This window comes from Rhizobium azibense, assembly GCF_004342325.1.
Taxonomy (GTDB): domain Bacteria; phylum Pseudomonadota; class Alphaproteobacteria; order Rhizobiales; family Rhizobiaceae; genus Rhizobium; species Rhizobium etli_B.
Map to the genome: position 1 here is coordinate 706,795 of NZ_SMBJ01000002.1, position 19,406 is coordinate 726,200.

The following is a 19,406-nucleotide window of genomic DNA, read 5'->3' on the forward strand; positions in this document are numbered from 1 at the left end:
CGGACCTTTTTGCGCTGGGGCCTCGCAATCACGCGCCGCCGCGGTTCCAGCCTCGGCCCGTGCTGCCGAACATCTCGTAGCCCCCTTCGGTGACGGCGAGCGTATCCTCCAGCTTGATGAAGCCGCGCCTCGGATGAAGCATGGTCGTCTCCACCGACAGTACCATGTTTGCCTCCAGCGGCCGCTCCGCATCGATGCCGTCGTAGGTGACCGGGTGATTGGTCATCAGGAACGGCGCCTCGTGGCTGATCAGGCCCATACCGTGACAGAAGAAATCGGTGAAGGCCGCAGAAGGCGATGCCTTCAGTTCCGCCTCGGCCGCCTCGATCATCTCGCGGCCGAAAGCGCCAGCGCGGACCCTTGCAAAAGCCTTTTGCTGGATCGCGTCAACCTCGGCGAGCAAATCCTCGAGTTCGTCATCCGGCTCGCCCAGCACGCCCATGCGGCAGAGGTCGCCAATATAACCGTGATAATTCCCGCCCGAATCGATCGACAGGACCTCGCCCTTCTCCCAGGCCTGCGGCGAGGCCGCGCGGTTGTGGCTGGAGCCGAGCGTCAGCAGGCAATATTCGAAGTGGAGCCCGCGGTTCGTCTCCTCGCGCCGGAGCTGCTCGATGATCTGCGCCTTCGTCGAGCCCTCCCGGGCGCCGGCGATCGTCGCCTTCATCGCTTCCGTGATAAGTTCGGAAGCCGTTCGCAGCTTGGAAAGCTCGTCCGGCGTCTTGATCGCGCGCAGGCGCTCGAGCGTATGCGTCGCATCGACGAAACTGGCGCCCTTTAGCCCGGCGACAAGCCCATCGCGGGCATCCGACGGCAGGAATGCCGGCTCGATCCCGATGCGCGTGCTCGCCTTGCCAATCTTTTTCAGATGTTCGACGGCAAGTGCTGCGGCATCGATCGTGCCCCAGGTCGCCGTGTGCACGGTCGGTGTCCAGAATGGGTTGTTCTGGTGCTCGCCGCCTTCCATTCGGTTGCCGAGATAGGCCGCGTGGTCAGGTGCGCCCCTTTCGTAGACGACGACGGGCAGGTACCGGCTATGGCCGATGGCATCCATGGCCATAAAGAAGATGAACTTGTAGCCGCCCATCAGATATTGGGTGTTGTGCTTCGAGGTAGCGACGATGACGTCGATGCCCGCCTCCTCCATGAGCCCGTCGAGCTTGGCCGTATCGAACGGCGGCATGGCGAAACCTGTTTCCCTTGCATTGGTGTACACCGCTTCTCCTCCCACAAAACGTATGGCCCGGCTTCAGGAGCCCGGCGGCAGCAGGCGAAAGTCCGGCAGCTCGCGCAGCGCAAGCTCCGGCCCCGCCGGCGAATAGACGACGAAGAGCTGCATGGGCCCGGCGCCGGTATTTTTCGTCGAATGGAAGCGGCTTTCGGGAACATAGACGGTGCAGCCAGGCCCAACCTTCGTCGTGATCGGATTGCCGTTTTCGTCCTCAACCATCTGCTCGCCCTCCCCACGGATGACGAAGATGATCTCTTCCGCACCCGGATGATTGTGGCGGGCATGTCCCTGGCCACTCGGCAGGTCGACGACACCACCGGAAAAACGGCTGGAACCGTTGACCTCCGGCGCCACCGTCAGCGACAGCCTGCCCCAGTCGAATCCGAAGGCGCTGACATCCTTTGGATAGATGAAATACCCGTCTTTTGCCATGAAAGGGCCTCCTCCGTGTCCTTCCTCAGACGACCGCGCCGATGGCGAGTGCCTTGAAATCTTCGGTCTGCTTGCGGATGGCCGCCTCTGCCGGCAGGCGCTCCATCGAGCTTGCGCCGTAAAAGCCGTGGCAGCCAGGGCAACGCTCCAGGATGTAGCGCGCATCCTCCGGCATGGAGATCGCACCGCCGTGGCAAAGCACGATGACGTCGTCGCGCACGGAGCGCGCCGCCTTGGCGATCGCCGTGATCTCGTCGACGCAGTCATCGAGCGACTTGCCGGAAGTGGCGCCGATTGTGCCGCCGGTCGTCACACCCATATGCGCCACGACGATGTCGGCGCCGGCAACCGTCATGTCGATCGCCTCGCGCTCATTGAAGACATAGGGCGTCGTCAATAGGTCGAGCGCGTGGGCAGTGGCGATCATCTCGACCTCCAGACCATAGCCCATTCCCGTCTCCTCGAAACTCTGCCGCATCCGGCCGTCGAAGAGGCCGATCGTGGGGAAGTTCTGCACACCGGAAAAACCCATTTCCTTCAGGTCGGCGAGAAAACGCGGCATCAGCACGAAGGGGTCCGTGCCGTTGACGCCGGCAAGCACCGGCGTGTTTTTCACGACGGGTAGCACCTCGAGCGCCATCTCCTTCACGATCTCGTTGGCATTGCCATAGGCGAGCAGGCCGGCCGCCGAGCCGCGGCCGGCCATGCGATAGCGCCCCGAATTGTAGATGATGATGAGGTCGATGCCGCCCGCCTCCTCGGCCTTGGCGGAGATGCCCGTGCCGGCGCCGCCACCGACGATTGGCACGCCGGCTGAAATCATGCCGTGGAATTTTTCGAGGATGGTCTTGCGGGGTATGGCTGGCATTGGTTGTCTCTCAAGGGTTGGCGATGTCGCGATAGGCCGCAACCGCGGCTTCGGCGAATTGCGGGTCATTGATATGCAGCGGTAGGCGGATGATGCGTCGCGCCGCCGTCGGCTTCACGGTCGCCTCCAGCGCGGCAAAGAGCGCGGCGTCGGCTTGCGGGTCGAAGAATGCACCACCTTCGATATCGAGGGCCGAGACGCCCCTTTCGGGAATGAGGAAGCGAACGGGGCCTTGGCAGAGATTGAGCTTCTCGCCGATCCAGCGCCCGATCTGCGCACATTCGGCGGACGTGGTGCGCATCAGCGTGACGTTCGGGTTGTGGCGGTAGAAGAGCCGGTCGGCATAGTGCCCCGGTACCGTCTCCGGCGCCCAGAAATTGACCATGTCCAGCGCGCCGACGGAGCCGACATAGGGCAGGCGTGAGCGGGCGATTGCGCCGAAACGGTCCGAGGTGGCAGGCAGGACGCCACCGAAAAGCAGGTCGCAGACCTCGGTGGTCGTGATGTCGAGCACACCGCAGACGAGGCCGCTGTCTGCAAGCTTCTCCATCGTGCGCCCGCCCGTGCCGGTGGCGTGGAAGACCAGGCAGTCGTAGTCCGCCTTGAGGCGCTCGACCATTGCGGTTACTGCAGGTGTCGTTACCCCGAACATCGTAAGCCCGAGGGCCGGTTTCGATGCCGTCACCTCAGCTGGCCGGCTGGCCATGGCCGTGATGGCCTGGGCTGCATTGTGCAGGATGACCCGGCTCAGCCGGTTCAGGCCCGCCATGTCGGTGACCGAGGGCATCATCACGATGTCGGAAACATCGACATAGGGAGCGACATCGCCCGACGCCAGCGTCGAGACCATCACCTTGGGCAGGCCGAGCGGCAAATTGCGCATGCCTGCGGTGACGATCGAGGTGCCACCGCCTCCGCCGATGCCGATGACGCCGGCGATGTCCTGGCGCTCGGCGAGAAAGCGCGAGAAGGCAATGCCCATCGCCTCGACCGCCCTGCCGCGGTCGTCGCCGGCAAGGACGGCTCCAACGCCACCCGGATGGCAGGCGGCAACCGTCTCGGCACTGATATCGACGGCGGTCGCCGGCTGGCGGGTGCCGACATCGACGCGCACGACATCACCGCCCGCCGCCTCGACGCAAGCGGCCAGGTAATCGAGCTCCTCGCCCTTCGTGTCGGCCGTTGCGACGACGTAGATGTTCTTCATTTCTCCTCCACGACGACGTGGATCCCCACCACGCCATATCCCGCCCTTACAGCCATTCGATTGGCTCTTGCAAATTGGTGAGACGCGCGTATCGTAAAGACATGCATGTCTCACGTCAACAGAATGAAACCGCCAAAACCGTCGAGCGTGGCCCGCGGGCCCGCACGCGGAAACTGATGCTCGAAACGGCAACGCGGCTCATGCAATCCGGCATCACTCCGTCGGTAAGCGAAGTCGCCGAGGCTGCCGAAGTGTCGCGCGCAACCGCCTACCGCTATTTTCCAAGCCAGGCCGCGCTCGTGCACGCCGTGGTGGACGAGGCTCTGGGGCCGATACTCGACTGGTCGTCCGACAGTCCCGATGCACGCATCCGCGTTGCCGACCTGCTGGCGACCGCGATGCCGCGCATTGACGAGTTCGAGGCCACCTTCAAGGCGGCACTGAAGCTTTCGCTGGACCAGTGGGCGCAGCGCCAGGCCGGCACGCTCGGCAACGAGCCACTGTTCACGCGCGGCCACCGCGTCGATCTCCTGGAGAGCGTGACGAAGCCGCTTCAGGGCACCGTGTCGCCCGAGGCCCGCGCACGCCTTGCACAGGCGCTCTCCCTTGTCTTCGGGGTCGAGGTGCTGATCGTGCTAAAGGATATCTGGGGACTGACCTCGGAAAGCGCACAGTCGGTTGCCGCATGGGCGGCCAAGGCGCTCGTTGAGGCTGCGGTACGGGAGGCGGGGAGCGAGGCATGACATCGACGACCTTCGGATCGCAAACGGCAACTGGTTCTACCAGTTTTGGAAGTATCTTTTCGCATTGCGGGCCAGAGCGGCCACAGCCAATGAGACGAGCCGACAAGACAATATCCACAAATGCGCAATTATGCACTCGATCTAGAGCCTTTGTAGAGGCGTCGTGGGTGTAGGCATCGCCGAAAGTTGGTCTTGACGCTTATTATGTTTGGTATTACCAGATTTAGCAACCAGCATTCGGGCTGGAGATCTGAGACGGGAAAAAGGTCGGGGGAGGCCCACCAGAGCGAACACCACCCAGGAGGATCGGAAAGTCGGATCGGAAGGCCCGCACGAAGCGGGAAGCGTGCATAAATGGGAGGAAACGTTATGCGCAAAACTATGACCGGTCTCTTGGCCGGTGTCGGGCTGATGTTGGCCTGCGGAACGGCCGCACAAGCCCAGGAACTGACGATCTTCTGGGCCGAGTGGGACCCGGCAAACTACCTTCAGGAACTCGTGAATGAATACGAGGCTGAAAGCGGCGTGAAGGTCACTGTCGAGACCACGCCGTGGGCCGACTTCCAGACCAAGGCCTTTACAGAGTTCAACGCCAAGGGCTCGGCCTACGACATGGTCGTCGGCGACAGCCAGTGGATCGGCGCTGCGTCCGAAGCCGGGCACTATGTCGACCTCACCGACTTCTTCAACAAGCACAAGCTCAACGAAGTCATGGCGCCGGCGACGGTGAAATACTACGCCGAATATCCCGCGAACTCCGGAAAGTACTGGTCGATCCCGGCTGAAGGCGACGCAGTCGGCTGGGCCTACCGCAAGGACTGGTTCGAGGACCCCAAGGAGATGGAGGCCTTCAAGGCCAAATACGGCTACGACCTCGCCCCGCCCAAGACATGGGCCGAGATGCGTGACATCGCCGAATTCTTCCATCGTCCAGACGAAAAGCGCTACGGCATCGCCATCTACACCGACAACTCCTATGACGGACTCGTGATGGGCGTGGAAAACGCGATCTTTTCCTATGGTGGCGAACTTGGTGACTATCAGAACTACAAGGTCGACGGCATCATCAATTCGGAAAAGAACGTCAAGGCGCTCGAAATGTATCGCGAGCTCTACGGCTTCACGCCTCCCGGCTGGGCGAAGACCTTCTTCGTCGAGAACAACCAGGCGATCACCGAGAATCTGGCGGCGATGAGCATGAACTACTTCGCCTTCTTCCCGGCGCTGGTCAACGAGGCGTCCAATCCGAACGCCAAGGTCACCGGCTTCTTCGCCAACCCGGCCGGCCCGGGCGGCGACCAGTTCGCAGCGCTTGGTGGCCAGGGTATCTCGATCGTTTCATACTCGGAGAACCAGGAAGAGGCGATGAAGTTCCTGGAATGGTTCATCAAGGACGAGACCCAGAAGCGCTGGGCCGAACTCGGCGGCTACACGGCAAGCGCAAAAGTGCTGGAATCGCCGGAGTTCCAGAATGCGACACCCTATAACAAGGCCTTCTACGAGACCATGTTCAAGGTGAAGGACTTCTGGGCGACGCCTGAATATGCCGAACTGCTGATCCAGATGAACCAGCGCATCTATCCCTTCGTCACCGCCGGCGTAGGCACGGCGAAGGAAGCGCTCGACGCACTTGCCAAGGACTGGAACACGACCTTCAAGAAGTATGGTCGTCAATAAGCCTTGATACATGACGGGAGGTTGCCTGGCTTCCTCCCGTTTTTCTACACCAGAGAACCAAACGACGCATGGCACTTCGTCCATGCCCAGGCAATGCGCAACCGGATGCCATCACCGCGTCCAGCGCTGGGCTCTTTGAGGAGGAGCACATTGGCAACCGTCGTCATGACATCCCTTGACGCGAAATCGCGTGCCGCATCGCGCGGAATGAGCGATATCAGTATCCGCAACCTGTTCATCATCCCGACGATCCTCTTTCTGATCGTCTTCAACATCTTTCCGCTGATCTATTCGCTCGGCTATTCCTTTACCGACTTCCGCGCCTCGTCAAACGCGCCGGCCAAATTCGTCGGCCTGCGGAACTACCGCGAGCTGCTCAACGACATTTTCATCTGGTCGAATTTCGCCATCACTGCAAAATATGTGATCGTCTCTGTGACGGGGCAGGTGATCGTCGGCTTCGGCACCGCAATGCTGCTCAACCGCGACATTCCGCTGAAGGGATTGCTCACCACGCTGCTCCTGCTGCCGATGATGCTGTCGATGGCGGTGGTCGGCCTCTTCTGGAAGCTGCTCTACGATCCTTCCTTCGGCATCATCAACTACACCCTCGGCCTCGGCTCCTTTGAATGGTTGTCGAACCCCGACATGGCGCTCTACGCCGTGGCGATCACCGACATCTGGATGTGGTCGCCCTTCGTGATGCTGCTGTCGCTCGCCGGCCTGTCTGCCGTGCCGAAGCATCTCTACGAGGCGGCAGCTATCGACCGGGCGGGTCCGTTCTACACCTTCTTCCGCATCACGCTGCCGCTGGTGGCGCCGATCCTGATGATCGCCATCATCTTCCGGACCATGGAAGCCTTCAAGACCTTCGACCTCGCCTACATCCTGACCAGCCAACCGACGACCGAAGTGATTTCGATCCGGCTCTACAAGATGGCATTCCAGGAATGGCAGACGGGGCGCTCCTGCGCTCTCGCCTACATCGTGCTGATCATGGTGCTCGCCATCACCAACATCTATGTCAAATATCTCAACAAGGTGAAGGAGCGCTGAGATGGCTGCCGTCCAAACCCGCTCCGAACGCGCGCTGAACCGGGTGGCGATCGCCGCCGTGCTGGTCATCACTCTGATCTTCCTGGCGCCGATCTACTGGATCACCTCCACGGCCTTCAAACCGCGCAACCTCGCCACCACCATTCCGCCGACCGTGCTTTTCGAGCCGGAAATCTCGCCCTTCGTGAAGCTCTTCACCAAGCGCTCGCAACTGCGCGTCGCGCCGACTCCTGAAGAATATGCCGACGCCCCCTGGTGGGAGCGCATGGTATTCGACGGGGGCGAGAAAATCGTCCGCTCCGGCCGCGGCGAAATCCAACCGTCGGGCTATCCAAACCGCTTCATGAACTCGCTGATCATTGCCATCACCTCCACGGTGCTGGCCGTCAGCATGGGAACCTTCACGGCCTACGGCTTCTCGCGCTTCAAGGTGAAGGGAGAGGCCGACCTTCTCTTCTTTATCCTGTCGACCCGCATGCTGCCGCCCGTCGTCGTCGCCATCCCGATGTTCCTTATGTACCGCGCCGTCGGTCTCAACGACACGCACTGGGGCCTCATCATACTCTACACTGCCTTCAACCTCTCCTTCTCCGTCTGGCTCATGAAGGGCTTCATCGACGAGATCCCGAAGGAATATGAGGAGGCGGCTCTCGTGGACGGCTACACCCGCATGGAAGCCTTCTTCAAGATCGTGATCCCGGAAGCGGCGACAGGCATCGCCGCCACCGCTGTCTTCTGCTTCATCACCGCCTGGAACGAATACGCATTCGCGCTGATCATGACGAACCGGCGCGCGCAGACCGCACCTCCCTTCATTCCGAGCCAGGTTGGCTCGGGCCTGCCGGACTGGACGGTAATTGCGGCCGGCACGGTCCTGTTCCTGCTGCCGGTCGCCATCTTCACCTTCCTGCTCAGGAACCATCTCCTGCGCGGCATGAGCTTCGGAGCGATCCGCAAATGACTTTCCGCGCCCTGAACCAGAAATATCTCGAACCCGGTTCGCAGTACCTGATGATCTTCGGCATCATCGCCCTCTGCCAGCCTTGGAACCTGCTTCTCCACCGCTACGGCATGACGATGACGCTCATCGGGCTGATCGCCTTCATGGTGACGACCAAAATCCCGCGGGAGGAACAACGAGACGAAGGCAGCCATTCATGACGCAGATCGAGCTTCGCGGCATCCAGAAATATTTTGGTGCCGTCCAGGTCATCAAGAACCTCAATCTCGCCATCGCCGACAACGAATTCATCGTGCTGCTCGGACAATCCGGCTGCGGCAAGACGACGACGTTGCGCGCCGTAGCCGGCCTGGAGACCATCGACGAAGGCGACATCCTGATTAACGGCCAGCCGGTGCAGCACATGAAGGCGTCGGACCGGGACATCGCCATGGTATTCCAGTCCTTCTCACTCTATCCGCACATGACGGTCTACGAAAACATCGCCTTTCCCCTGCGCGCGACGCGCATGAGCAAGGGCGACATTGATACGGCAGTGGGCGAGATCGCGCGTGTGCTGCGCATCAGCGAGTTTCTCGGCCGCAAGCCCTCAGCGCTTTCGGGCGGCGACATGCAACGCGTGGCGATCGGCCGGGCGCTTGTGCGCCGGCCAAAGGCCATGCTGATGGACGAACCGATTGGCGCCCTCGACGCAAAACTGCGCGAGGAGATGCGCGCCGAAATCAAGCGCCTGCATCTCAAGCAGGGCTCGACCACCATCTACGTGACCCACGATCAGGTCGAGGCCATGTCGCTCGCCGACCGCATCGTCATCATGCACGAGGGCATTCTTCAGCAGGTCGGCAGCCCGTTCGAGGTCTATGCCTATCCGGCGAACATGTTTGTCGCGCAATTCGTCGGCAGCCCTGTCATGAACATGGCGCAGGCGACGGTCAGCGAAACGGACGGCCATGCCAGTGTGCAGATCAGCGGTGGAGCAAAGGGCTTCGAGTTCCCCGCCGCCCTTGCCAACCGCCTCTCGGACGCGAAGGCCGAGAACGGCAAGCTGACGCTCGGCGTCCGGCCAGAGGGCGTACTCATCTCGCGCGAGGCGCGCGAGGGCTTCTTGCCAGTGGAGGCACACATCATCGAACCGCTCGGCTCGCACGACATCGTCGACCTGAAGGTCGGCGACCAGATGATAAGGGCTCGCACCAAGAGCGGATTCGTGTCTGGTCCTGGCGAAACCGTCTGGGCACGCATCGACCCCGCGCAGGCCCATTTCTTCAACACGGCGACCGGCTCGTCGCTCGGGATCAGACTCTGATGGCGCATATCGAACTCAAGGGCATCACCAAGACCTTCGGCAAGCACGCGGCGCTGAATAACCTGAACATCGAAATTGCTGACGGCGAGTTCTTCGTGCTGCTTGGCCAGACCGGTGCCGGCAAGACGACGACGCTGCGCCTGATCGCCGCTCTCGAAAAGCCGACGGCAGGGCAGATCCTCATCGACGGGCAGGACGTCGCCGACTGGGGGGCCGCCGAGCGCGACGTGGCGCTGGTGCTCCAGCAATATTCGCTTTATCCGCGCTATACGGTGCGGGAGAACCTGGAATTTCCGCTGAAATCCCGCATCCGCCGTGTCGAACCTGCAGAGATCAAGGAACGCGTCGAGCGGGTCGCGAAAACCCTGCGCATCGAGCACCTGCTCGACCGCAAGACCGACCGGCTGTCGGGCGGCGAGATGCAGCGCGTCTCGATCGGCCGAGCCATTGTGCGAAAGCCGCGGGTCTTCCTGATGGACGAACCGCTGTCGGCGCTCGACGCCAAACTGCGCGAGGCGCTGCGCACCGAGCTGAAAAACCTGCAGATGAACCTCGGCGCAACCTTCCTGTTCGTCACACACGACCAGATCGAGGCCATGTCGATGGGCGACAAGATCGGCGTGCTGAACAACGGCCATCTCGTGCAGACGGGCACCCCGCATGAAATCTACAACAACCCGGTCAACACCTTTGTCGCCCGCGCAGTCGGCTCGCCGCCGATGAACCTGATCGGCGGCACGCTTTCAGGCGGCGAGGCCGTGGCCAGCGAGGGCTACCGGCTGCCGCTCGGCAACGGGTACGCGATTGCGACGGACGGTCGCCCGCTCACCTTCGGCATCCGCCCCGAGGACCTCTTTCTCGACAGCGGTGCGCCGGGACAAGCTTGGGTGCACGACGTGGAGAACCATGGCGTCGAAAAGATCGTGACGCTGCGAACCGGAAACGGGGAGCTGTTGCAGGCAACCGTGCCGGCCCGCACGGAGCTGGCGATCGACGAGTCCGTGCGCTTCTGCTGGAATCCGGAAAAGGTCGTCCTTTTCGACGCCAACAGCGGTATGAGCCTGCGCTACGCGACATGACCTGATCGCACCGCAAGACGCCGACGGCGCCCCTCGAAAAACTGCGGGGGAACGCCGGCGTTTCGGATTGTCGCAAAGGGGCTCGCAGCTATGCCGGAAAACGCCGGCGATAGTGTTCGACCACCTCGGGATTGCGCAGATTGACTGGCAGTTCGCCCTTCAAGACGCGCATGGCTTCGCCGGCCGCGCCCGTTCCCATACGCATCATGCTCTCTTGCGTTAGGCCGGCGAGATGCGGGGTGACGATGACATTGTCGAAGCCGAAATAGGGATGGTCGAGCGGCAGCGGCTGCGTGGCGAAGACGTCAAGCGCGGCTCCGCCGATGCGGCCATCGTGCAGCGCCTGGATCAGCGCCGCGTCATCGATCACCGGGCCGCGCGAGACGTTGACCAGAATGGCATCGGGCTTCATGCGGCCGATGCGCCTGGCATTGAGCAGGCCTGCCGTCTCCGGCGTCAGGGGGCAGCAGAGCACGATGATATCGGCCATGGCGACGAGGTCGTCGAGCGGCATGGAGCGCGCACCATGCGGCACGCTTTCAGGCGAGCGGCTCGTGGCGACCACCTCCGCGCCGAAACCGAACTTCGCGATCCGGAAGATCGCCTTGCCGACATTGCCCATGCCGACGATGCCTATGGTGCGGCCGCAAAGGTCGACAGCCCCGTCCGACTGGCTGCGCCCTGCCGCCCAGCCCTTCTGACGCAATTCCCGGTCCATTGGGCGGAAGCGCCGAAGCAGGGCCATCGTCACAAGGAAGACGTGCTCGGCGACCGTCGGCGCGTTGACGGCCGGCACGTTGGCGACGAGCACCCCCGCACGGGTCGCCGCATCCATTGGCACCATATCGAGCCCGGCGCCGTGGCGGATCGCAGCGCGAAGGGCCGGCGCATTCTCAAAGAAGTCCGGCGGGATCGGCGCGCGCACGATGATGATGCCAGCGCCCCGCCCTTCGCGAAGCAAGGTTTGAGGATCGGCGGCGGACGCGACGCGCAGATCGCCCGCAGCCTTGAGCATGGCCTCAGCCGCTGGATGAAGGGGATGCGTGGAAAAGATGAAGCTCATCGGACCTCCCAGCCGGTTACGCCTACCCGACGGCCGTCGCTGGCCCGCCGATGAGACCCTTCCAGTAGCTTTCCGCACCCTGGAGATGCGCGTTCATCAATGCCTGGGCGAGATTGCCGTCGCGGGCAACGAGCGCCTCGTAGATGCGGATATGTTCCTCATGTGAGCGCCGGCTGCGGGCGATGTCGCCGAAATAGATCGGCAGGCGCTGTTCGCCCATCACGTAGTAGACGCTGCACACGCGATAAAAGACGCTGTTCTTGGTAGCGCGGACGATCTCCAGATGGAAATCCCGATCCTCGCGTGCCAGTCCCTCGCCAGCGGCAAGCTTCGCCTCGGACGCGGCGAGGATGTCGCGCAGGCGCTGGTAATTCTCTTCCGTCGCCCGCAGGCAGGCCAGTTCGGCGGCCTTGATCTCATGGATCTTGCGAAGCTCCACGGTCTCGTAGATCAGGATAGGATCAAGCGGCACGCCGGCGCGCACAAACAGTGCCATCGCCTCGACGCTGGCCTCCGTGGTCGTCAGGTAGATACCGGACTTGGCGCGGCGTTCGACGATGCGCATGGCCTCCAGGATCGCCAGCGCCTCGCGAATCTGGCCGCGGCTGACCCCGAAATGCTCCGCAAGCTCCCGCTCTGAAGGCGTGCGGCCATTGTCGCTCGAATTCGAGAATAGATAGCCTGCGAGATCGGAGAGTAAGGAGTTTTCTTTCATCATACTATCTTTGCGCGTGAGCCTCGAGGACCCGCCGGTTGATCGTGAAGCCCAGGCCGGGTTTATCGGGAATCTCTATCATGCCGTCCTTCACCGACACCGTGTCTTCGACGAGATCATGGATCATCGGATTGGCGCCAAGCGAGTATTCGATGACGAAGCTTGCCGGGGAAGCCGCGCACAGGTGCAGGCCCGAGAAAAAACAGGGCGCTCCGGCCCACAGATGCGGTGCGAAACGAAGGTTGAAGGCGCTGGCGAGCGAACTGATGCGCATCGCCTCGGTGATACCGCCGCAAAAGGCCGGATCGGGCTGGAATATATCGGCAGCTCGCAGCACGGCAAGATCGCGGAAGGCAAAGCGGGTCGCCTCACTCTCGCCGGCGGCGATCGGCACATTTCCGGACGCGCGTACCTCCGCCATGCCCGGCTTGTCGTCGGCTATCACCGGCTCCTCGAACCAGGCGATGTCGCAATCCGCCACCATCTGGATGAAGCGCTTCGCCTCGGCAACCGTATAGGTGCCGTGCGCATCGACCATCAGGTCGATGTCAGGGCCGATCGCCTTGCGAGCCGCCCGCACCCGCGACGCCGAGACATACGGCGCACCGTCCATCGCGCCGACCCGCATTTTGACCGACTTGAAGCCGTCGGTGGCGATATAGGACTTGAGCTGCTCGCCGATCCTGTCCGCGCTCTCCCAACCGCCCGAAGCATAGGCTGGCAACCTGTCGGCCTTGCGGCCGCCCAGCAGCTTCCAGACGGGGACGCCGAGCGACTTGCCGAGAATGTCCCAAAGGGCCATGTCGACGGCGCTGATCGCCGCGATGGAAAGACCACGCCGCGCGATCTCCGGCATAGCGTGACCCGAAATCGCCGCCATCTCGTGGCGGGCTCCGTTGTAGAGCATTTCCCATATGGCGGAGATGTCGGCAGGGTCGCGGCCGATGAGCTTCGGCCCCACCTCGTGGTTCAGCATATGCACCAGCGTGCCGTAAGTGCCTGCGCTGCCGGCAGCATTCTTGCCCTCTCCCCAGCCGACGATGCCGTCATTCGTCTCTATACGCACGATCGCGGCATCGAAGGTCGTCAGTCGGCCGAAGTCGCTACGGTGTTGGCGGCTCGCCTCGATCGGGATCTTCACCCACCAGGCCTCTACGGTTTTGATATGCATGTGTCGGATCCCCCGCCCTCACGACCTCGCCGGCCGGCAGGGCATATGCCTTCCCGTTCATCACTTGATCAGCGGCAGGATCGTCTCGGCCGTGATCCGCATCTGATTGTCGTAGAACGTCTCGGTGAGAAGGCTCGAGCCGTGGTCCTGGATGAACTTCAATTGCTCCGGCGGGATATCGACGGGGTTGCGCTCCACCATGTCCGGGTACTTGGCAGCCGGCGTGCGATCGACGGGGGCGACGAACTCGTTCGTCACCGCACCCTCATAACCGCTTTCCTTCAGCGTGCCGATAATCTTGGGCCAGTCGAGCTGGCCGAGGCCGGCGGCGAAGCGATTGTTGTCGGCCACGTGGAAATCGAAGAGGCGCTTGCCGGCCAGCCGGATCGCCGCGTACATGTCCTCCTCCTCGATATTGAGATGGAAGGTATCGAGGCACACACCGCATTGCGGGCTCACCGCATCGGCCAGCGCCAGCGCCTGGGCGGCGCGGTTGATGAGATAGGTCTCGAAGCGGTTGAGCGGCTCGATCGCCAGCCTTACGCCCTTCTTCTGCGCGTGGGTGAAGCACTCGCGGGTGGCGTCGACCACCCACTTCCACTCCTCCTCTTCGGTCGCATCCGGCACGACCTTGCCGACGGTCGCCGGCACGAGCGTGACGATCTCGCCCTCGAGTTCGCTAACCATGGTGATGACGCTATTGACGTAATCCACCGTCCTGGCACGCTGGCCTTCGTCCTTGGCGGCAAGATTGCGCTCGCCCAGCGTCAGAGTGACGGCGCCCCAGCAGCGGATGCCGTGTTCCTTGAGCAGCGCGCGCGTGTCCTTCACATCGTACTGCGTCGGCTCGCCCGATATCTCGATGCTCTGGTAGCGGTATTTCTTGATCCGCTTCAGCGTGACGGCAAGCGGCTCGGCCCGCATCCAGTTGTGTGTTGAAAGATGCATGAGGTCTCCTCCCAGACTGTTTGCGGCTCGCTCGACCGCTGAGGGCGGCAAGCGGTCCCTCTTGTCAGCCAAGCCCGAGATTGCGCGCATCTGGTTTGGCCAATTTATCGCTGTTGAAAGCTCTAGCGCAAATTCTCAGCCTCTGCAAGGCGGAACGAGAAACGGAAACATATCTTCTTATGCCGATGTTTAACGTTGTAAATTCGGAATACACGCCAATTCTGCAAGCTATTGTCGCTGAGAATTGGCTTGACCGAATTTCCGGTTTTGGTATGACCAGATTTCGGAGCCAAACAGGTGTCGAACCAGGCGCAGGGGCCAAAGAGCCCGGAGGGAGGAGACATGAAGATCGGCATGTGCATGTTCCTGTGGACGACGAGTGTCGGGCGCAAGCACGAGGCACTGTTACGCGACATCAAGGACACCGGATTTGATGGCGTCGAGATTCCGATCTTTTCGGGAACGCCCGATGACTACCGTCGGCTGGGGGGCTTGCTCGACCGGATAGGCCTGGAACGGACTGCCGTTTCCGCCATGGGCGATCCCTCGATGAACCTGATCGCGCCCGATGCCAAGACCCGCAAACGCGGCATCGACTACATGAAATGGGCAATCGACTGCAGCGATGCGCTCGGCGCAACGATTCTGGGCGGTCCGCTGCATTCGACACTCGGCCAATTTTCCGGAAGCGGGCCGAGCGCGGCAGAACTCAAGCGCTCGATCTATTCGCAACGCGCGATTGGCGACCATGCAGCAAAGCGCGGCGTCACGATCGGGCTCGAGGCGCTGAACCGCTTCGAATGTTACCTGTTCAATACGATGGACGCCATCGCGGCCCATGTCGATGCGGTCGGGCATCCGAACATCCGCGCCATGTACGATACGTTCCACAGCAATATCGAGGAGGCCGATCCGATCGGCGCCTTCACGCGAAACAGTGACCGCATCGTCCATGTCCACATTTCGGAGAACGACCGCGGCGTACCAGGGCGCGGCAACATTCCCTGGGCCGAGACGTTCAGGGCGCTGCGCGCAAGCGGCTACGACGGCTGGCTGACGATCGAGTCCTTCGGCCGCGCACTCAAGGACCTTGCCGCCGCGACAAAGGTCTGGCGCGACTTTTGCGAGACGCCGGAAGCGGTCTATCGCGAAGGTTACCGCCATATTCGCGATGGATGGCACGCGGCAGCATGAATGAAAGTGCGGCCCAGCGGTGAGCAGCTTGCCAAGCTCGCCGATCTGGTCGATGCAGGCGCGGTCCGCCCGGTCATCGACACCGTCTATCCCTTCGAACAGACGCCGCACCTAAAGCGATCGCGCCAAGGGGCAAGGTCGGGATCAAGGCAAAATAGCTTTGCGAAGTCGATGCGCAAACTACGCGCAACCTGACCCTGTCGCTCGCAGACGCGTGTGACAGAACGCCTCTTCCTTTCGAGACTATTGAAGCGGTAATGCCTCACTGCCTAATCGGCAGACACACCCAAAAGTGCGGCAGGTGCGTGCATAACGCCAAATCGGAATGCGCTTGGTTGACATCTGACGCGGACCCACTGTATCAATGATGACGACCATCATCATTGATCATTTGCCGACACGAGAAAGATATTCCATGAGTAAACTTCCTAAGGTTCTAATTACTGGCGCATCGACGGGCATCGGCGCGACTTATGCTCATCGTTTCGCGCATCGCGGTCATGACCTCGTCTTGGTCGCTCGCAACAAGCTGCGCCTGGACGCCGTTGCGGCAACACTTCGCAATGACACCGGCGTCGCGGTCGAGGTTTTGCAAGCGGACCTGACCGATCTCGACGATCTTGCTTCGGTCGAAGCGCTACTGCGCGATGATCACTCGATCGGCGTCCTGATCAACAATGCCGGCGGCAATCTTCCGGGAAGCTTCGTTGATCAGAAAACTCACGACGTCGCTCAGCTTGTCGCCTTGAATGCAACAGCTGTCGCAAGACTGGCGAGTGCCATCGCGCCGCGGCTTGCAAAGGCCGGTGAAGGTTCGATCGTCAACATCTCTTCGGTCGTTGGGATCGCGCCGGAGTTTGGCATGACTGTGTATGGCGCAACCAAGGCGTTTGTGACGTTTCTTTCGCAGGGGCTGAGCTTGGAGCTCGCTCCAAAGGGCGTTTACGTCCAGGCGGTTCTTCCCGCAGCCACCCGCACTGAAATCTGGGAGCATTCCGGCATCGACGTCAATTCGCTCACTGGCGTGATGGAAGTCGAAGAACTCGTCGACGCCGCCTTGGTCGGCTTTGATCGGCGCGAACCCGTTACCATTCCGCCGCTTCCCGATGTTACGCAGTGGGACGGTTATCAGGCAGCTCGCCTGGCCATTCTTCCCAACAGCCGGCAAGAACATGCCGCCAAGCGCTATCGCCAGTAAGAGGCTTCGACCCGCAACGATCGCCCGTATCGGACGATGGTGGTTTGGCGATCGCTGCCGACCTCTCTAATGACTCAATCCAGAAGGTCCATCATGACTGTTCCAACCTTGCTCGAACCCTATGATCTTGGCGCGCTGAAGCTGAGCAACCGGATCGTAATGGCCCCACTCACGCGCAACAGGGCCGGCCCGGGTCTTGCCCCTGGCGAACTTGCTGCGGAGTATTACGCGCAGCGTGCCTCGGCAGGGCTGATCATTTCCGAAGCGACCCAGATTTCCAAGCAGGGCCAGGGTTACCAGGACACGCCAGGCATCTACACCGAGGCGCAAATCGAAGGCTGGCGGAAGGTGACCGAAGCCGTCCACGCCAGGGGAGGACATATCTTCCTGCAGCTGTGGCACGTGGGACGCATATCGCATACCGACCTGCAGCCCGGCGGCCAAGCGCCGGTGGCCCCTTCGGCAATCCGTGCCGAGACGAAAACCTTCGTGAACAACAGCTTTGTCGACGTGTCGGAGCCGCGCGCGCTTCGGCTGGATGAGATAAGGAATATCGTCGAGGACTTTCGTCGTGCTGCAGTGAACGCGATTTCCGCCGGCTTCGACGGTGTCGAAGTCCATGGAGCAAACGGTTATCTTCTGGACCAGTTTGCGAAGGACGGCGCAAATCTGCGCACCGATGAATACGGAGGAACCATCGAAAACCGTGCGAGACTGATGCTGGAGGTCACGGCAGCCGTCGTCAACGAAGTCGGCGCACAGCGCACCGGGATCCGGATTTCGCCAGTCTCGCCGGCGAACGGCGTTTCCAGCAGTGATCCGCAGGGACAATTCTACTACATCGTCGATAAGCTGAATGAACTCAATCTCGCCTATCTGCACGTCGTTGAAGGGGCGACCGGCGGAGCGCGCGACGTGGCGCCATTCGACTTCATGGAGCTTCGGCGGCGGTTCACCAACAGCTACATTGCCAACAATGGTTATGATCTGGAACTCGCAACAAGCCACCTTGCTGAAGGCAAAGCGGATCTGATCGCTTTCGGGAGGCCCTTCATCGCCAATCCTGATCTCGTCGACCGTCTCAGGAAGGGTCTACCTTTGGCAAATTTCAATCCCGCCACACTGTATGGCGGGGGAGCCGCCGGCTACACCGACTACCCAACCGTTGCAGACAAACTTCGGGCCTGACTGTCATGGCGGCCACGCCCATGCGCGTGGCCCTTCACGATGCAAGGTGGTCGCCCGCGTCCCCAAATGTCGTTCGGACAAGTATTGCAGCGGCTAAACCAGGCGGTCCACTTATTGCGTTGACTGCTCCGGACCAACTTGATCAATCGCCAAGCGGCAAGCGTCTCGGGCAACTTCAAGTATTTCGTCGGCCAATGGTGCCCCATCAGGGCATGCTCGGGACATCACCAGCGCTCCGAGGGCTTGGGCAAGTGCGCTGATAGCCTTGGCCCGGGCGCCAGGGCCATCATTCTGCTTGAAGGCAATATCCTTTTCGAGAAGCCTGATGAACTTCTCGATACCTTCAGCAAATGGCGCCCTTGTTTCGTCTGTTTGGCGTGCAGCGTCTCCGCTCAGCGCGGCGATCAGACAGCCGGCGCCGCGATTGTCCCTGTGTTCCCTTGATAGATATACATTAAGGATCGTGGACGCGTTAAAGCCAACATACCGGCTTACGATGGTGTCGAACCCATGGGCTGTGGCCTCGACGATCAGATTCTCTTTCGAGGGGAAATGATTGTAAAAGCCGCCATGGGTGAGCCCTGCTCTTTCCATCAGCTGCGCCACACCTATTCCGTCGAATCCGCCTTGTCGAAACAATTCAGAAGCAGCGGCGATAATGGCCTCTCGGTTTTGCTGCTTCTTCTCTTCCGTTATTCGCATGCGAGCGCTCCTGGCAGCGGTGCAATCAAATGATGTTGACCATCATCAAATATAGTCCTTTTAGTGAGTCAAACCAACCGGGGCAAGCACATTGCAGAGATGTTTTGCGAACCGATACAATCAAGATCGAAGTGCGTTGAGATCGCGCCGCCAGCGCTAAAATGAACGCCGCCGCGCTTTCCAGGAACCAAGTGTCCCTTGTCGTGGAACGTGATAAACCTAGCTCAATGAATCAACACGTTTGGCACTAGAGTTGCCATTGGCGCTGAGCCGTTTCCACTTCAATTGAGGATCCGCCACCGGGTTTCTGATGGCGCCGCCATCGCATCTTCGCGCAGAGAACCTGCCTCCGAGACACTCAGATCTAAGTGGCCAGACATCGACCGAACGTCGGCATTCTCAAAAATAATCTGCCAGGCAACACCTCATTCTATAGTAACCGTAAGACCTCTTCTTATTTTAACTACCGAAAATCAGAACGGATGCGTTTTCCTTCTAAAATGAAGCCAAACTCTCGCGATGTGATTACTATCACTCCACTTTGTAGCTCTAAGTGGCTACGTGCATTGCAGATGTGTTCGTAATATAAAGAAAGTGTAGGCGAAATAAAATCGCGCATGGGCGAGAGGTCTGGCCATATCTTCATGGATTGCTTTTGCATTTTCCA

The 19,406-nt window shown here is 61.1% G+C and carries 20 protein-coding genes; 11 read left to right on the forward strand and 9 right to left on the reverse strand.

Annotated elements, in window-relative coordinates; translation table 11 throughout:
* Nucleotides 1-28: 28 nt before the first annotated feature.
* The 4 genes from EV130_RS07415 to EV130_RS07430 all read right to left on the reverse strand — a co-directional run bounded on the left by EV130_RS07415 (nucleotide 29) and on the right by EV130_RS07430 (nucleotide 3,738).
* Entirely contained in the window at nucleotides 29-1,183 is a 1,155-nt protein-coding gene (locus EV130_RS07415; RefSeq protein WP_165918505.1) for a M24 family metallopeptidase, read from the reverse strand.
* 66 nt (nucleotides 1,184-1,249) lie between these two features.
* Nucleotides 1,250-1,663 carry a cupin domain-containing protein gene (locus tag EV130_RS07420; RefSeq protein WP_074065229.1) on the reverse strand — a complete coding sequence of 138 codons (414 nt, stop codon included), beginning with the start codon at nucleotides 1,661-1,663 and terminating at the stop codon, nucleotides 1,250-1,252.
* Nucleotides 1,664-1,688: 25 nt separating this feature from the next.
* Nucleotides 1,689-2,531, reverse strand: a complete 843-nt coding sequence (locus tag EV130_RS07425) for a phosphoenolpyruvate hydrolase family protein (RefSeq protein WP_074065230.1) — start codon at nucleotides 2,529-2,531, stop codon at nucleotides 1,689-1,691.
* A 10-nt stretch (nucleotides 2,532-2,541) separates the two neighbouring features.
* The gene (locus EV130_RS07430) at nucleotides 2,542-3,738 is read right to left on the reverse strand and encodes a Tm-1-like ATP-binding domain-containing protein (RefSeq protein ID WP_132659804.1); all 1,197 of its coding nucleotides are present in this window, start codon (nucleotides 3,736-3,738) and stop codon (nucleotides 2,542-2,544) included.
* A gap of 101 nt (nucleotides 3,739-3,839) precedes the next feature.
* Between EV130_RS07430 and EV130_RS07435 the strand changes: the two genes are divergently transcribed.
* The 7 genes from EV130_RS07435 to EV130_RS07465 all read left to right on the forward strand — a co-directional run bounded on the left by EV130_RS07435 (nucleotide 3,840) and on the right by EV130_RS07465 (nucleotide 10,560).
* The gene (locus tag EV130_RS07435; protein WP_074065232.1) at nucleotides 3,840-4,481 is read left to right on the forward strand and encodes a TetR/AcrR family transcriptional regulator; all 642 of its coding nucleotides are present in this window, start codon (nucleotides 3,840-3,842) and stop codon (nucleotides 4,479-4,481) included.
* 369 nt (nucleotides 4,482-4,850) lie between these two features.
* Nucleotides 4,851-6,158 carry an ABC transporter substrate-binding protein gene (locus EV130_RS07440; protein WP_074065233.1) on the forward strand — a complete coding sequence of 436 codons (1,308 nt, stop codon included), beginning with the start codon at nucleotides 4,851-4,853 and terminating at the stop codon, nucleotides 6,156-6,158.
* A gap of 150 nt (nucleotides 6,159-6,308) precedes the next feature.
* Complete coding sequence (locus tag EV130_RS07445; RefSeq protein WP_074065234.1) at nucleotides 6,309-7,214, forward strand: carbohydrate ABC transporter permease; 906 nt, start codon at nucleotides 6,309-6,311, stop codon at nucleotides 7,212-7,214.
* 1 nt (nucleotide 7,215) lies between these two features.
* Entirely contained in the window at nucleotides 7,216-8,175 is a 960-nt protein-coding gene (locus EV130_RS07450) for a carbohydrate ABC transporter permease (protein WP_074065235.1), read from the forward strand.
* On the forward strand, nucleotides 8,172-8,375 hold the full coding sequence (locus EV130_RS07455) for a hypothetical protein (protein ID WP_074065236.1): 204 nt from the start codon (nucleotides 8,172-8,174) through the stop codon (nucleotides 8,373-8,375). The genes EV130_RS07450 and EV130_RS07455 overlap by 4 nt, the downstream gene beginning before the upstream one ends.
* A complete protein-coding gene (locus EV130_RS07460) occupies nucleotides 8,372-9,481 on the forward strand; it encodes an ABC transporter ATP-binding protein (RefSeq protein WP_074065237.1) in 1,110 nt (369 codons plus the stop codon). Before EV130_RS07455 ends, EV130_RS07460 begins: the two co-directional genes overlap by 4 nt.
* On the forward strand, nucleotides 9,481-10,560 hold the full coding sequence (locus EV130_RS07465; protein WP_132659806.1) for an ABC transporter ATP-binding protein: 1,080 nt from the start codon (nucleotides 9,481-9,483) through the stop codon (nucleotides 10,558-10,560). The genes EV130_RS07460 and EV130_RS07465 overlap by 1 nt, the downstream gene beginning before the upstream one ends.
* A gap of 88 nt (nucleotides 10,561-10,648) precedes the next feature.
* Here the strand turns inward: EV130_RS07465 and EV130_RS07470 are convergent, their stop codons facing one another.
* Genes EV130_RS07470 through EV130_RS07485 form a run of 4 tightly spaced genes read right to left on the reverse strand, consistent with a single transcriptional unit; the run spans nucleotide 10,649 to nucleotide 14,457 of the window.
* Entirely contained in the window at nucleotides 10,649-11,623 is a 975-nt protein-coding gene (locus EV130_RS07470) for an NAD(P)-dependent oxidoreductase (RefSeq protein ID WP_132659808.1), read from the reverse strand.
* A 22-nt stretch (nucleotides 11,624-11,645) separates the two neighbouring features.
* A complete protein-coding gene (locus tag EV130_RS07475) occupies nucleotides 11,646-12,338 on the reverse strand; it encodes a FadR/GntR family transcriptional regulator (RefSeq protein ID WP_074065240.1) in 693 nt (230 codons plus the stop codon).
* A gap of 4 nt (nucleotides 12,339-12,342) precedes the next feature.
* Nucleotides 12,343-13,509, reverse strand: a complete 1,167-nt coding sequence (locus tag EV130_RS07480) for a mandelate racemase/muconate lactonizing enzyme family protein (RefSeq protein ID WP_132659810.1) — start codon at nucleotides 13,507-13,509, stop codon at nucleotides 12,343-12,345.
* 60 nt (nucleotides 13,510-13,569) lie between these two features.
* Nucleotides 13,570-14,457: a sugar phosphate isomerase/epimerase family protein gene (locus EV130_RS07485; RefSeq protein ID WP_132659812.1), complete on the reverse strand. Its 888-nt coding sequence runs from the start codon at nucleotides 14,455-14,457 to the stop codon at nucleotides 13,570-13,572.
* Nucleotides 14,458-14,799: 342 nt separating this feature from the next.
* On the opposite strand from EV130_RS07485, the gene EV130_RS07490 reads away from it, so the two are divergent.
* The 4 genes from EV130_RS07490 to EV130_RS07505 all read left to right on the forward strand — a co-directional run bounded on the left by EV130_RS07490 (nucleotide 14,800) and on the right by EV130_RS07505 (nucleotide 18,037).
* A complete protein-coding gene (locus EV130_RS07490) occupies nucleotides 14,800-15,651 on the forward strand; it encodes a sugar phosphate isomerase/epimerase family protein (RefSeq protein ID WP_132659814.1) in 852 nt (283 codons plus the stop codon).
* On the forward strand, nucleotides 15,652-15,846 hold the full coding sequence (locus EV130_RS07495) for a zinc-binding dehydrogenase (RefSeq protein ID WP_132659816.1): 195 nt from the start codon (nucleotides 15,652-15,654) through the stop codon (nucleotides 15,844-15,846).
* Between the two features lie 220 nt (nucleotides 15,847-16,066).
* On the forward strand, nucleotides 16,067-16,849 hold the full coding sequence (locus tag EV130_RS07500; protein ID WP_132659818.1) for an SDR family NAD(P)-dependent oxidoreductase: 783 nt from the start codon (nucleotides 16,067-16,069) through the stop codon (nucleotides 16,847-16,849).
* Nucleotides 16,850-16,942: 93 nt separating this feature from the next.
* Complete coding sequence (locus tag EV130_RS07505; RefSeq protein ID WP_132659820.1) at nucleotides 16,943-18,037, forward strand: alkene reductase; 1,095 nt, start codon at nucleotides 16,943-16,945, stop codon at nucleotides 18,035-18,037.
* A gap of 111 nt (nucleotides 18,038-18,148) precedes the next feature.
* Here the strand turns inward: EV130_RS07505 and EV130_RS07510 are convergent, their stop codons facing one another.
* The gene (locus EV130_RS07510) at nucleotides 18,149-18,739 is read right to left on the reverse strand and encodes a TetR/AcrR family transcriptional regulator (RefSeq protein ID WP_132659822.1); all 591 of its coding nucleotides are present in this window, start codon (nucleotides 18,737-18,739) and stop codon (nucleotides 18,149-18,151) included.
* Between the last annotated feature and the right edge of the window lie 667 nt (nucleotides 18,740-19,406).